Annotated in this window: 12 protein-coding genes; 5 read left to right on the top strand and 7 right to left on the bottom strand. The window is 63.6% G+C overall.

Going from position 1 to position 13,129, the window contains the following annotated elements; translation table 11 throughout:
- Positions 1 to 10: 10 nt before the first annotated feature.
- Both ACQR0Z_RS32120 and ACQR0Z_RS32115 read left to right on the top strand, forming a co-directional pair.
- On the top strand, positions 11 to 286 hold the full coding sequence (locus ACQR0Z_RS32120; protein WP_434857662.1) for a hypothetical protein: 276 nt from the start codon (positions 11 to 13) through the stop codon (positions 284 to 286).
- Positions 287 to 499: 213 nt separating this feature from the next.
- A complete protein-coding gene (locus ACQR0Z_RS32115) occupies positions 500 to 1,390 on the top strand; it encodes a cation diffusion facilitator family transporter (RefSeq protein WP_434857663.1) in 891 nt (296 codons plus the stop codon).
- A 173-nt stretch (positions 1,391 to 1,563) separates the two neighbouring features.
- Here ACQR0Z_RS32115 and ACQR0Z_RS32110 read toward each other — a convergent pair whose 3' ends face one another.
- Genes ACQR0Z_RS32110 through ACQR0Z_RS32100 form a run of 3 tightly spaced genes read right to left on the bottom strand, consistent with a single transcriptional unit; the run spans position 1,564 to position 3,954 of the window.
- Positions 1,564 to 1,800: a hypothetical protein gene (locus tag ACQR0Z_RS32110; RefSeq protein ID WP_434857664.1), complete on the bottom strand. Its 237-nt coding sequence runs from the start codon at positions 1,798 to 1,800 to the stop codon at positions 1,564 to 1,566.
- Positions 1,801 to 1,816: 16 nt separating this feature from the next.
- Positions 1,817 to 3,418, bottom strand: a complete 1,602-nt coding sequence (locus tag ACQR0Z_RS32105; RefSeq protein WP_434857665.1) for a TRAP transporter large permease — start codon at positions 3,416 to 3,418, stop codon at positions 1,817 to 1,819.
- On the bottom strand, positions 3,415 to 3,954 hold the full coding sequence (locus ACQR0Z_RS32100; RefSeq protein ID WP_434857666.1) for a TRAP transporter small permease subunit: 540 nt from the start codon (positions 3,952 to 3,954) through the stop codon (positions 3,415 to 3,417). The genes ACQR0Z_RS32105 and ACQR0Z_RS32100 overlap by 4 nt, the downstream gene beginning before the upstream one ends.
- A gap of 1,303 nt (positions 3,955 to 5,257) precedes the next feature.
- Here ACQR0Z_RS32100 and ACQR0Z_RS32095 point away from each other — a divergent pair.
- Both ACQR0Z_RS32095 and ACQR0Z_RS32090 read left to right on the top strand, forming a co-directional pair.
- A complete protein-coding gene (locus ACQR0Z_RS32095) occupies positions 5,258 to 5,839 on the top strand; it encodes a TRAP transporter small permease subunit (RefSeq protein ID WP_434857667.1) in 582 nt (193 codons plus the stop codon).
- A 24-nt stretch (positions 5,840 to 5,863) separates the two neighbouring features.
- Entirely contained in the window at positions 5,864 to 7,540 is a 1,677-nt protein-coding gene (locus tag ACQR0Z_RS32090; protein WP_434857668.1) for a TRAP transporter large permease, read from the top strand.
- Between the two features lie 87 nt (positions 7,541 to 7,627).
- Here ACQR0Z_RS32090 and ACQR0Z_RS32085 read toward each other — a convergent pair whose 3' ends face one another.
- The 4 genes from ACQR0Z_RS32085 to ACQR0Z_RS32070 all read right to left on the bottom strand — a co-directional run bounded on the left by ACQR0Z_RS32085 (position 7,628) and on the right by ACQR0Z_RS32070 (position 11,880).
- Positions 7,628 to 8,716 carry a TRAP transporter substrate-binding protein gene (locus ACQR0Z_RS32085; RefSeq protein WP_434857669.1) on the bottom strand — a complete coding sequence of 363 codons (1,089 nt, stop codon included), beginning with the start codon at positions 8,714 to 8,716 and terminating at the stop codon, positions 7,628 to 7,630.
- Between the two features lie 184 nt (positions 8,717 to 8,900).
- A complete protein-coding gene (locus ACQR0Z_RS32080; protein ID WP_434857670.1) occupies positions 8,901 to 9,992 on the bottom strand; it encodes a TRAP transporter substrate-binding protein in 1,092 nt (363 codons plus the stop codon).
- A gap of 175 nt (positions 9,993 to 10,167) precedes the next feature.
- Entirely contained in the window at positions 10,168 to 11,301 is a 1,134-nt protein-coding gene (locus tag ACQR0Z_RS32075; RefSeq protein WP_434876760.1) for an Mrp/NBP35 family ATP-binding protein, read from the bottom strand.
- Between the two features lie 132 nt (positions 11,302 to 11,433).
- Complete coding sequence (locus tag ACQR0Z_RS32070) at positions 11,434 to 11,880, bottom strand: VOC family protein (protein ID WP_434921310.1); 447 nt, start codon at positions 11,878 to 11,880, stop codon at positions 11,434 to 11,436.
- 259 nt (positions 11,881 to 12,139) lie between these two features.
- On the opposite strand from ACQR0Z_RS32070, the gene ACQR0Z_RS32065 reads away from it, so the two are divergent.
- Positions 12,140 to 13,009 carry an NAD(P)-dependent oxidoreductase gene (locus ACQR0Z_RS32065; RefSeq protein WP_434857673.1) on the top strand — a complete coding sequence of 290 codons (870 nt, stop codon included), beginning with the start codon at positions 12,140 to 12,142 and terminating at the stop codon, positions 13,007 to 13,009.
- Positions 13,010 to 13,129: the final 120 nt, after the last annotated feature.

Below are 13,129 nucleotides of genomic sequence, written 5' to 3'. Positions count from 1 at the left end.
GGAGGCGACAATGAAAGCATCCCTTCTTCTTGCCGGCGCGGTGATCGTCGGATCCATCGCTCCGGCGCTCGCTGACGAGTACTACGTCGTGCAGGGACCGAGCCATCGCTGCACCATCACCACCACCCGCCCCGCGGATCGCGAGGTGGTCACGCAGATCGGCCCGATGGCGTTTACGAGCCGCGTAGAGGCCGAGGATCGCATCAGGCAGACCAAGGTCTGCGAGGATGCAGGGACGGTCGGAAGCACCGGCACCAGCACCACCACGATCATCCGCGAGAAGTAGCCGGCGCCAGACGTTCAGGCGGGACGCCGCCAAGGCCCGGGGGCCGTGCTCATCGCAATGGGCGCGGCCCTTCGCTCGACCGCTCCAGTGAGGTCGCGATCCCCGCGCGACGGCGCGGCCGCGATGGTTCCTCCTGCCATCCGCTCGCAGCAACGGGCGTTGCGTTCCACCCCTGTCTTGAGTACCCCATCGTTTCGCCGGGATCAGGACAACATGCCCTCACAATCCATCACGCTCGCCATCGGCAGCCTCGTTGTCGGGACGATCGTCCTGGGCCTCAAATATCTGGCCTACTGGATCACCGGCTCGGTCGCGCTCTATTCCGATGCGGTGGAGAGCATCGTGAACGTCGTGACGGCGGCGGTCGCGCTGCTGGCGGTGCGGATCTCCGCCAAGCCCGCCGACGCCAACCATCCGTTCGGTCACCACAAGGTCGAATATTTCAGCGCGGTCATCGAAGGCGTCATGATCGTCGTCGCGGCGCTGCTCATCATCCACGAGGCCTACGGCAATTTCCTCAACCCGCGGCCGTTCTCGGCGCCGCTCGAAGGCCTCGTCGTGAACGGAGGGGCGAGCGCGCTCAATGCCGTCTGGTGCTGGATGCTGATCAGCCGCGGCAAGCGGCTGCGGTCGCCGGCGCTGGTCGCGGACGGACGGCATCTGCTGACGGATGTCATTTCCTCCGGCGGCGTCGTGATCGGCCTGGGCCTCGCGGTGATACTGCAACTGCCCGTGCTCGATCCGGCGCTGGCGCTGCTGGTCGCCGTCAACATCCTGTGGTCGGGCTGGCAGGTGCTGAAGGAATCGACCAGCGGGCTGATGGACGAGGCCGTGCCGGAGGCGACGCTGGCGCGCATCCGCCAGATCATCGGCCAGCATGCCGGCGGCGCGCTGGAGGCTCATGACGTGCGGACACGCCATGCCGGCAAGCTGACTTTCATCGAGTTTCATCTCGTCGTGCCCGGCGAGATGTCCGTCCGTCAGGCACACGACATCTGCGACCGGATCGAAGCCGCGCTACGCGAGGACGACGAGCATAGCTGGATCACCATCCACGTCGAGCCGGAGGACAAGGCCAAGCATTCCGGCGTGGTCGTACTGTAGCCCGGCCGAGCACGAGTACGGCGATCCAATATGGTTGGAACCCGATACCGGGCACGCTCCGGCATGCCCACGGGAGGAAGCGTTGCGGGCCGCACGATGGGCGGATGCTGAGAAGCACCGCCGCGGGACGAGTGTCGAACCCGGACCCGCATCGCCGCGGCTATACGCCCCTTTTAATCCTGGACGGCGTACTGCTTCGAAAGGTGATCCCCGATCTGCACCAGCATGGCCACACATTCCGGGTAGCCGGGCTTGCTGATCGTGGCCCTGTCCGCGCTGGCGCGAAACTCCCAGGAGTTCCCGTCGCGCACAATGAAGATCTCAATTCCCTCGGGGCAATCCACGTGAGCCTTCAGCTCAGCGCGCGCCATCGCAATCAGCTCGGCTTCGGACTTGCCCGGCTTGCTCATCTCGTGGATTTCCCAGCTAGTTCTTCGGCGAATCGAAGTTGAGCGGTGGCAGGTCGATCTGCGGCACCTCGATCTTGACCTTGTCGATATCCACCTTGCTCGGTCCATCCAACAGCCCTGTCACCGTGATCGGAAATGCAATCACGAGAGCGACCATGACCATCTGCAGGCCGATCCACGGCATGGCTCCCCAATAGATGTCGGAGCTCTTGACCTCCTTGGGGGCGACGCCGCGCAGATAGAACAGGGCAAAGCCGAAGGGTGGATGCAGGAAGGAGGTCTGCATGTTCACGCACAACATGACGCCGAACCAGATCAGCGCAGCATCCGCTCCGACCACCGGCGCCAGGATCTTCTGGGCGATGGGCGCAATCATCGGCAGGATGATGAAGGCGATCTCGAAGAAATCGAGGAAGAAGGCCAGGAAGAAAATGAAAATATTGATGAAGATGAGGAAGCCCCAGACGCCGCCCGGGAGCGAAGTCAGCAGATGCTCGAGCCAGACACCGCCATTGCAGCCGAGGAACACGACCGAGAAGCAGGTCGAACCAATCAGAATGAACGTGACCATGCACGTGATACGCATCGTGGTCTCGTAACCCTGCCTGATCAAGCCGCGAAGATCCGTGATCTTGGCCGCCTCGACACAGACCCACGCCAAAGCGAGGTAGGCGATCGCGAAGCTCAGCCGGAAAACCAGATTCTCGGCGACGAAGATCGCGACGATGGTACCGATCCCTCCGGCAACCACTCCAATGATGAGGATGTTGCGCCCGTAGGAGCTGAAATCCTTGTGGTGAATGACCGCAAGGACAATCGCGCCAACCGCACCCATGGCGCCTGCTTCGGTCGGGGTCGCAAGGCCGAGCATCATGGTGCCGAGCACCACGAAGATCAGAACGGCCGAAGGAATGATGCCGAGCAGACATTTGCGCCAAAGCGGCCAGCCGGTGAGCGTCCGCGCCTCTTTCGGAACGGGCGGGACATGTTCGGGCTTGATCAGGCCGAGAACGAATGTGTAGCCGGCGAACAGCACGATCTGGAAGATCGAGGGCCCCCAGGCGCCGAGATACATGTCACCGACGGACTTGCCGAGCTGGTCGGCAAGGACGATCAGCACCAGAGAGGGCGGCACCAGCTGGGTGATGGTGCCCGACGCCGCCAGGACACCGGTGATGTAGCGCATGTTGTAGCCGTAGCGAATCATCACCGGCATCGAGATCAACGCCATGGCGATGACTTGCGCCGCGACAGTGCCCGTGATCGCTCCCAGGATGAATCCGACGATGATCACGGAATAGCCGAGTCCGCCACGGATCGGACCGAACAGCTGTCCCATCGAGTCCAGCATGTCCTCGGCGAGCCCGCAGCGTTCGAGGATCGAGCCCATGAACGTGAAAAACGGGATCGCCAGCAGCAGCTCATTCCCCAGCACGTTGCCGTAGACGCGCTCCGGAATGGCCTGCAGAAAGCTTAGCCCGAAGAAGCCTTCGTGGATCGCCAGGAAGCCAAATGACAAGCCGACAGCAGCGAGTGTGAAAGCGACCGGAAAGCCGATCAGCATGGCGACAACCAGGCCGCCGAACATCAGCGGCGGCATCATCTCGATGGTGATCATTGGGTCGGCCGCTCGTATTTTGCGTCGATGGTAAGCTCGCCCTTCAGTGCGGCGATACGCTTGATCACTTCAGAGACACCCTGGAGAGCGAGCAGGAAAAAGCCGGCGGGGAGCACCGCCTTGATCGGCCAGCGCAGCAGCCCTCCCGCGTTTCCCGAATACTCGCCGATGATGTAGGAGTTGTAGAACACCGGCCATGACAAATAGGCCAACAGCAGACAGACTGGGATCAGAAAGCACAGCGTGCCGACCAGATCGAGCCAGAGCTGCCCACGCTCAGAGAGCATCAAATAGAAGATCTCGACGCGCACATGCTCGTTGCGCTTGAACGTATAGGCGGCGCCGAGCATCACGATGATGGCAAACATATACCACTGCGCTTCGAGCCAGCCATTCGAGCTGTAGCTGAAGGCGTACCGGATCATCGCGTTCACCGCGCTCACGATGCAGGCCGCGAGCACCAGCAAGTTGCAGACGTAGCCGATCTTCTCGTTCAGCCAATCGATCGCGGCGCTGACCGCCAGCAATGCGCGCATGCCTCCCCCTATCGTATTCTCGGCGATGGCCGGCGCGCGACACGAAGCTCACGCCGACCTCACCACGCTGCCCAGTGCTGCGGCGGCGTATCCAGCTCGTCTTGACGACATCAGCGGGTGTCGCTGCCTTTGCAGGCCGCAAGCGTGGAAGGACGTTGCATGGCAAAGCGCTGGAACCGCGTCAACCCAAAAGTGGACATGTTGTCGCAGCCATCGCTGAGCAGCGCAGGAATCGTCCGACAGGTTGCCGATTCCGCCACACCTTCCACAATGAAGGCGGGCTACCTGCATCAATCTACTCGGCTAAGTAGAACACGCGCAGGCGCCATATCGACCGACACCGCCGCGCGCGGAATCTATGCCCCTCACTCCGCCGACGCCTAATGCGGTCTACTCGTCGGGCAAATCGCGGAACGGAATCTCCCACCCGTGAGACGTCGCGGAGCCGCGCAGGACGCGGTCGCAGCGAATCTGAGCCGCGCCAAAAAACTAATTTCGTCAGCTTGTCCAATCGACTGTCTGTTTCCGCCGCCATCCGCGGCGAAATTTCTGTTTCGCTTTATCGGAATTTGTGATTGACTGTCGCCATCCTGTATCCGCCGAGGGGCGCTTCGCGACCGTCACGAGACGTTGGATGTGGGATGCGGTGGGCGCGTCGGATCGCAGCGTGATCGTTCATGCGGACGAACGGGCTGATGCGCCGGTGAAGTCGTATGGTCCTGGCCTCCCGATGCTGAGGTCAAGTGGACGGTAATGATGATCCGTCCGTGACGGGGGCAAACAAGCCGGTCCCCGGGGAGAGTACGTATAAGCCGTCAAACCATCGCGCGGGGAATGCCGGGATGTCTCGGCTGAACCTGTGGTACCTGCCGCCTGCATTTTTTTCGCAGGCGGGCCATGGGTGCGGCCAGCGCCCGGCATTCCCCGTGCCCTCTTCGGGAAAAAGGGCACGCTCATCGGCAAAACTCGGACGCTGACAGCGCCGCGAGGCCAGCGTTGCATGGTCAGCAGAAATGAACGATAGGACAATCTGGACGTGCGAACGGAACGCCAAAGCTGGTGGAAGGCAGCCAAGCTGCTCGGGGACCGTCCGAAGCAGCTGCGCTGCGACATTCGGATGCTATCTACGCCTTACAAGTCATTGGTTCCGCAGTCAATTCCTCTACTTTCCGATTGACGGTACCACCACGCGCTGGAATGGTGATCCGGCTTGGCGCCTGCCGGGGATAGGCCGCTGTGCCGCATGCCGCGCAGCCAATAGCGGGCCATGCGGGACGTCGCAAGACATTGGGGGAGGATTGCGTTGCAAGCGTTGCTGAAATTGAGCCGCGGGATCGATGCGTTCACGAGCTGGACCGGCAAGCGGCTGGCGTGGCTGATCCTGCTGGCGGTGATCATCTCGACCGTCAACGCCATTGTCCGCAAGACACTCGATACCTCGTCCAACTCATGGCTCGAGCTGCAATGGGTGCTGTTCGCGGCGGTTTTCCTGCTGTGCTCGCCCTGGACCCTGCTCGACAACGAGCACATCCGCATCGACATCGTGAACGCCATGTTGCCGAAATGGCTGCGTGACACCATCGACGTCGTCGGTCACGTGCTGTTCCTGATCCCGCTCTGCATCGTGATGATCATCACCAGCGTGCCGTTCTTCCTGCGCTCGGTCGAGATCAACGAGCAGTCCAGCAATGCCGGCGGCCTGCCGCAATGGCCGGCGAAATCGCTGATCATGATCGGGTTCGTCTTCCTGCTCGTGCAGGCCATCTCCGAGCTGATCAAGCGCATCGCGGTGATGCGCGGGCTCATCCCAGATCCCCACGCTTCGAAGTCCCACGGGATCGAGGCCGAGGTCGAGCACCTCGTCGAAGCGATCGAAAAGAAATAAACGGCGGGCTGGGGGGATACTTCAATGACTGCGTTTCTGATCGCCAATATGGCGCCGATCATGTTCGGCTCGCTGGTCGTCATGCTGCTGCTCGGCTATCCGGCGGCATTCTCGCTGGGAGCCGTCGGGCTGTTCTATGCCCTCGTCGGCATCGAGCTCGGTGAATTCCGGCCTGACTTCCTGCAGGCACTCCCCGAACGCGTCTACGGCGTGATGAACAACGACACGCTGCTGGCGATTCCGTTCTTCACCTTCATGGGCCTGATCCTGGAACGATCCGGCATGGCGGAGGACCTGCTCGACACCATCGGGCAGCTGTTCGGCACCATCCGGGGCGGCCTCGCCTACGCGGTCATCTTCGTCGGCGCGCTGCTCGCCGCCACCACCGGTGTCGTCGCGGCCTCCGTGATCTCGATGGGCCTGATCTCGCTGCCGATCATGCTGCGCTACGGCTATGACCGCCGCCTCGCCTCGGGCGTCATCGCCGCCTCCGGCACGCTGGCGCAGATCATTCCGCCGTCGCTGGTGCTGATCGTGATGGCCGACCAGCTCGGCAAGTCGGTCGGCGACATGTATGAGGGCGCCTTCATTCCCGGCCTCGTGCTGTCAGCGCTCTACGCCGGCTACGCCTTCCTGGTCAGCATGATCTTCCCGAAGGCCGCGCCGGGCCTGCCGCCCGAGGCGATCGGCTTCCGCGAGGATTCCGGCAGCCGCGGCCTCGGCTCGCTCGGCGTGCTGTTCCTGGCGAGTTGCGTGTTCGGCTGGTACGTGATGCGCGGCTCCACGTATCACGGCGCGGATTTCGTCGTGCTCTGCATGTTCTCCGGCATCGTGTTCGCCTTCGCGGTCGCGGTGGTGAATTGGGTGCTCGAGCGCACCACAGGATACCGCTTCCTGTCGCGCATGGCGCAGCAAACCACCTTCGTCATGGTGCCGCCGCTGTTCCTGATCTTCCTGGTGCTCGGCACGATCTTCATCGGCCTGGCAACGCCGACCGAAGGCGGTGCGATGGGCGCGGCCGGCGCGATCATTCTCGGCGCGATCAAGCGGCGGCTGAGCTTCGACCTGGTCCGCCAGGCGGTCGAGTCCACCGCCAAGCTGTCGGCCTTCGTGGTCTTCATCCTGGTCGGCGCGCGCGTGTTCTCGCTGACCTTCTACGGCGTCAACGGCCATGTCTGGGTCGAGCACCTCCTGACCTCCCTGCCCGGCGGCCAGATCGGCTTCCTGATCTTTGTCAACGCCTTCGTGTTCGTGCTGGCCTTCTTCCTCGACTTCTTCGAGCTGGCCTTCATCATCATCCCGCTGCTCGGACCCGCGGCCGAGAAGCTCGGCATCGACCTGATCTGGTTCGGCGTCATCCTCGGCGTCAACATGCAGACCTCGTTCATGCATCCGCCGTTCGGCTTCGCGCTGTTCTATCTGCGCTCGGTGGCGCCGAAGGACTCCTATCTCGACCGCGTCACCGGCAAGCGGATGGAGCCGGTCACGACGGGCCAGATCTACTGGGGCGCGGTGCCGTTCGTGGTGATCCAGCTGATCATGGTGATGCTGGTGATCATCTTCCCCTCGATGGTCATGCACTACAAGGGCACCGCCTCGACCGTCGATCCGAACTCGATCAAGATCGACATCCCGCAGATCGACGCCCCGCCGCTCGACTTCGGGCCGCCGAAATTCGACACCGATCCGCCGAAGCAGTGATGCGGCGCTCGCGCGAGACAACGAAAAACCCCGGCGCAACGCGCCGGGGTTTTGTTTTGCGTCCGATCGCCCCGAAGGACGGACGGGTCAGCTCAGCGGATTGCGCGCCATGAAGGCGTCGTAGCCGATCTCCGCGACCTGGAACCAGGAGTAGCCATTGCCGGCGAAAGCCGACAGCGATTCGTAGGTCTTCTTGAAATCGGGGTTGCTGGCCGCGACCTCGCCGTGCAGCTCGCGCGCCGCCTTCAGGCAGGCCTGCATGATCTCGGGCGAGAAGGCATGCAGCTTGGCGCCGGCGGCGAGCAGACGGCGGAGCGCCGCCGGATTGCTCTGGTCGTACTTCGCCATCATCCAGTTGTTGGCGTAGTGACCGGCCTGCTCCAGGATCTTCTGGTAGTGCTTGGGCAGCGCATTCCAGCGATCCTGGTTGACGAAGGAGAGCAGCATCGGCCCGCCCTCCCACCAGCCCGGATAGTAGTAGTGCGGCGCGACCTTGACGAAGCCGAGCTTCTCGTCGTCATACGGGCCGACCCACTCGGCCGCATCGATCGTGCCCTTCTCCAGCGCCGGGTAGATGTCGCCACCGGCGATCTGCTGCGGCACCGCGCCGAGCTTCTGCAGCACGCGTCCGGCGAAGCCGCCGACGCGGAATTTGAGGCCCTTGAGATCGTTGACGCCAGTGAGCTCCTTGCGAAACCAGCCGCCCATCTGGCAGCCGGTATTACCGGCGAGCAGAGAGACCACATTGTACTTGGCGTAGAACTCGTTGAGGATCTCGCGACCGCCGCCGAGCATGTACCAGGCCTGGTTGATGCGCATGTTCGGGCCGAACGGCACCGACGAGCCGAAGGTGAAGGTCGGATCCTTGCCGAAATAGTAGTACGAGGCGGTATGGCCGATCTCCACGGTGCCGTTCTGCACGGCGTCGAGCACCTGCAGGCCGGGGACGATCTCGCCGGCCGCGAACGGCTGGATCTGGAATTTGTTGTCGGTGGCCTCACCGACGATCTTGGCCATCATCTCGGCGCCGCCATACAGCGTGTCGAGCGATTTCGGCCAGCTCGTCGGCATGCGCCATTTCAGCTCCGGCATGGACTGCGCAATGGCCGGCGCCGCGATCGCCGCCGCACCGGCCGCGCCGAGCCCGGTGACCTTGATGAAGTCTCTCCGCTTCATGATTTTCCCTCCCTAGGGTGATGTTTGTTCGTTCTCCGAGCCGCCTTCTTTGTGAGGCTTCAGTTCCAGTGTGGATCAAAGTGCGTCAGAGTGCCATTGCGAAACGTTGTCGCAACGCAATGCAAAAAGCCCGGCCTCTTGCGAGGCCGGGCTTGATGTCGATCCGCCGATCTGACGTTTGCGATCAGCCGCGGGTGCGCGAGCGGATCATGAAGCTGTCGTAGGTGTATTCGGCCACCTGCCACCACAGATATTCATCCGAGCGGTAGGCCTGCATCGCGTCGATCACCTTCTTGAAGTCGGCGTTCTTGGCCGAGATCTCGCCCCACAGCTCATTGGTCGCCTTGAGGCAGGCCTCGAGCACTTCGTTGGTGAACGGACGAAGCTGGGTGCCGCCAGCAACGAGGCGCTTCAGTGCCGCCGGGTTCACCTGATCGTAGCGCGCGGCCATCCAGGTGTTGGCGTTGACCGTCGCGTTGGTGAGGATCGACTGGTAGTGCTTCGGCAACTCGTTCCACTTGTCGAGATTGGCGAAGGCGTGAACGGTCGGACCGCCTTCCCAGAAGCCCGGGTAGTAGTAGTACTTCGCCACCTTCTGGAAGCCGAGCTTCTCGTCGTCATACGGGCCGACCCACTCGGCGGCGTCGATGGTGCCCTTTTCCAGCGACGGATAGATGTCGCCGCCCGCGAGCTGCTGCGGCACGACGCCGAGCTTCTGCAGGACCTGGCCGGCGATGCCGCCGATGCGGAATTTCAAACCCGACAGATCGGCGACGGTCTTGATCTCCTTGCGGAACCAGCCGCCCATCTGGGTGCCGGTGTTGCCGCAGGGGAAGCCGATGACGTTGGACTTCTTGTAGAACTCGTTGGCGAGCTCGTTGCCGCCGCCCTGGTAGAGCCAGGAGTTCTGCTGCCGGGCATTGAGACCGAACGGCACCGAGGCGAAGATCGCGAAGGTCGGGTCCTTGCCGACGTAGTAGTAAGACACCGTGTGGCACATCTCGACGGTGTTCTTGGAGGTTGCGTCGAGCGCCTGCAGGCCGGGGACGAGCTCGCCGGCCTGGAAGACCTGGATCTGGAACTTGTTGTCGGTCATCTCGGCGACCTGCTTCGCCATGTACTCGGCGCCGCCATAGATCGTGTCGAGCGACTTCGGGAAGCTCGAGGTCAACCGCCACTTGATCTCAGGCATCGACTGCGCAATCGCAGGCGAGGCCACTGCGGCCGACGCCGCGGCACCCGCAGCCGAAACCTTCAGAAAATCACGACGCTTCATATTAAGGCATCTCCTTGTTGGGGGCGTTTCCCGTTGAAAACTTTATCCGCCGACGCGATTGGCCGCGTCAGGTCGAAGGCGATCCGCGGCGGGCTTAGCACGGAACCGGTTAAGCGAAAACGCGACGTTGGGATGACGAACAGCCGAATGGTCGCACGCAAAATGCTGCAGCGCATCAAGCCGCAGCGATGGCGCCCTTGAGCTGGTCGCGGACGGCGGACGCGATGGTCCGGTAGATCGCGGCGTGAGGTCCGTTCGGCTCGCTCTCGACGACCGGATTGCCGGCATCCGAGGTCGAGCGGATGTCCATGTGCAGCGGGATCTCGCCGAGGAACGGCACGCCGAGACGCTCGGCCTCGTGGCGCGCGCCGCCATGGCCGAAGATGTCGGAACGCGTGCCGCATTGCGGGCACTGGAAGTAGCTCATGTTCTCGATGATGCCGAGCACGGGGACATTCACCTTGCGGAACATCGCAAGCCCGCGGCGGGCGTCGATCAGCGAGAGATCCTGCGGCGTCGAGACGATCACGGCGCCCTTCAGCGGGACGTTCTGCGCGAGAGTCAGTTGGGCATCGCCGGTGCCGGGCGGCATGTCGACGACGAGGACGTCGAGCGTGCCCCAGGCGACGTCGCGCAGCATCTGGTTGATCGCCGACATCACCATCGGCCCGCGCCAGACCAGCGCCGAGTCCTCCTCGACCAGGAAGCCGATCGACATGATCGACAGGCCGAAGCGCGTCAGCGGGATCATCTTCTTCTCGGGCGTGAGCTGCGGCTTCTCCTGCAGGCCCGTCAGGCGCGGCACCGAGGGACCGTAGATGTCGGCATCGAGCAGCCCGACCTTGAGGCCGAGATCGCGCAAGCCCAGCGCCAGATTGATCGCGGTGGTCGACTTGCCGACGCCGCCCTTGCCCGAGGCCACGGCGATGACGGCCGCGATGCCGGGAATCGGCGCCTGCCGGGACATCGGCGAATCGGAAGGATGCTGGTGCTGATGCGGACGATGCGCCGAGACCGGCTGCACGCCGCCCTGCCGCGGCGCGGGGGCCGGCGCTGCGCCGGCCTTGCGCTCGGCGGTCAGCGCGATCATCGCCATGGTCACGCCGGGAATGGCGCGCACGGCGGCCTCGGCCTGCGCCCGGGTGGTCTCCCAGGCGCGGGCTTCGCTGGCCTCGACATTGATTGAGAAGAACACCTTGCCGTCATTGGCGGTGATCGGCGACAGCACGCCGGAATCGGGCAGCGCCACGCCGCGCGGCGAGCGGACCCGCTTGAGTGCCTCGACAACCTGCTCTTGCGTCACGCTCACGGCGCGTCTCCTGAATAAGTTCAGAACGCGCCACATCATCGCGTCCTATCGTCTTGGCCGGACGCGATCTTCCGCACGAGCGAAAGGGATCGCTCCAGCCTTCTGTTGCGCTGCTTCATAAGCCCGGCCGGCTCAAAACGCCACCATGGTTCCGATATCCGCAGCGGTCTCGTCCGGCGCATCTTCGGCCTGCTCTTTCGCTGCCTCGTAATTGAGCTCGATCATCACGCCGTTAGGGTCGCGGACGAAGATCTGCCACAGCTCGCCGCCCGGCACCTGCCGCGCCTCGAACGGCATGCCCTTGGCCGCAAGCCGGGCCTTCATCCCCGCAAAGCCGCGGCTGACGAAGGCGACGTGATGGACGACGCCGGAGTCCGGCTTCTGGGCCTCCGATGTCGGCGAGATATCGACGAGATGCACCACGGGGCGGCCCTCGCTGTACATCCAGGCGCCGGGAAAGGCGAAGTTCGGCCGGGCGCCGTTCTCCAGCCCGAGCACGTCTTGATAGAAGCGCACCGTCTCCTGGAGGTTGCGGGTCCGGATGTTGAAATGATCGAGCACGCCGACGCTGACGCCCATGCGAGACACTCCCTGGCTGGTTGATATCTTCGGATTTCGTTGCCCGATGACGGCTTTGCAAGCCGTCATGATGATGCCTCTTTAGCACGGCCGCGCGCTTTCGCATCCGTCACGAAGCCGTTGCCCCTGCCCGACAAGCCGTTATGGTGCGGCGTCCAGCAGGCCGCCGCGATCCGCGCCGGATGCTGATGTGTTCCTTCCAAGAACAGCCCGGCCCGTTCAAGGCCGTCGGCAGAACCCCAAGGTCAAGGTAGCTCACATGGCTAAAGTCGCTTTCATCGGTCTCGGCGTCATGGGTTTCCCCATGGCGGGACATCTCGTGAAGAAGGGTGGTCACGAGGTCACGGTCTACAACCGCACCGCGGCCAAGGCGAAGGAATGGGCCGACAAGTTCGGCGGCAAGACCGCCGCGACGCCGAAGCAGGCCGCCGAGGGCCAGGATTTCGTGATGTGCTGCGTCGGCAACGACAACGACCTGCGCTCGGTCACCATCGGCCCGGATGGCGCCTTCGCTGGCATGACCAAGGGCGCGACCTTCGTCGACCACACCACCGCGTCGGCTGAAGTGGCACGTGAACTCGACGCCGCAGCCACCAAGGCCGGCTTCAAATTCATCGACGCACCAGTCTCCGGCGGTCAGGCGGGCGCTGAGAACGGTGTGCTGACCGTGATGTGCGGCGGCACGGCCGACGCCTATGCCGGCGCCGAGCCGGTCATCGCCGCCTATGCCCGCATGTGCAAGCTGCTGGGACCGGCCGGCTCCGGCCAGCTGACCAAGATGGTCAACCAGATCTGCATCGCCGGCCTCGTGCAGGGCCTGTCCGAAGGCATCCATTTCGCCAAGAAGTCGGGCCTCGATGTTCCCGCCGTGATCGAGACCATCTCCAAGGGCGCCGCCCAGTCCTGGCAGATGGAGAACCGCTACAAGACCATGAACGACGGCAAATATGACTTTGGTTTTGCGGTGGAATGGATGCGCAAGGACCTGTCGATCTGCCTGTCCGAAGCCCGCCGCAACGGCGCCCATCTGCCGGTGACCGCGCTGGTCGATCAGTTCTACTCCGAGGTCGAGAAGCTCGGCGGCAAGCGCTGGGACACGTCGAGCCTGCTGGCCCGGCTGGAGAAGTAAACCGTCGTCGCGACGGCCCTCCCTGTCGCCGCCGCTTCGGGCGGCGGCAGGATCATCGCTGCCCGCCACGATCTCCGGCATCGCCGATCCCGCGCGCGACCTGTCCGCGCGCTTCCCGCC

It is taken from the genome of Bradyrhizobium sp. HKCCYLS3077, from assembly GCF_051167555.1.
Lineage (GTDB): Bacteria > Pseudomonadota > Alphaproteobacteria > Rhizobiales > Xanthobacteraceae > Bradyrhizobium.
Note: the sequence above shows the minus strand (reverse complement) of the source record. Positions and strands in the feature narration are given on the sequence as shown.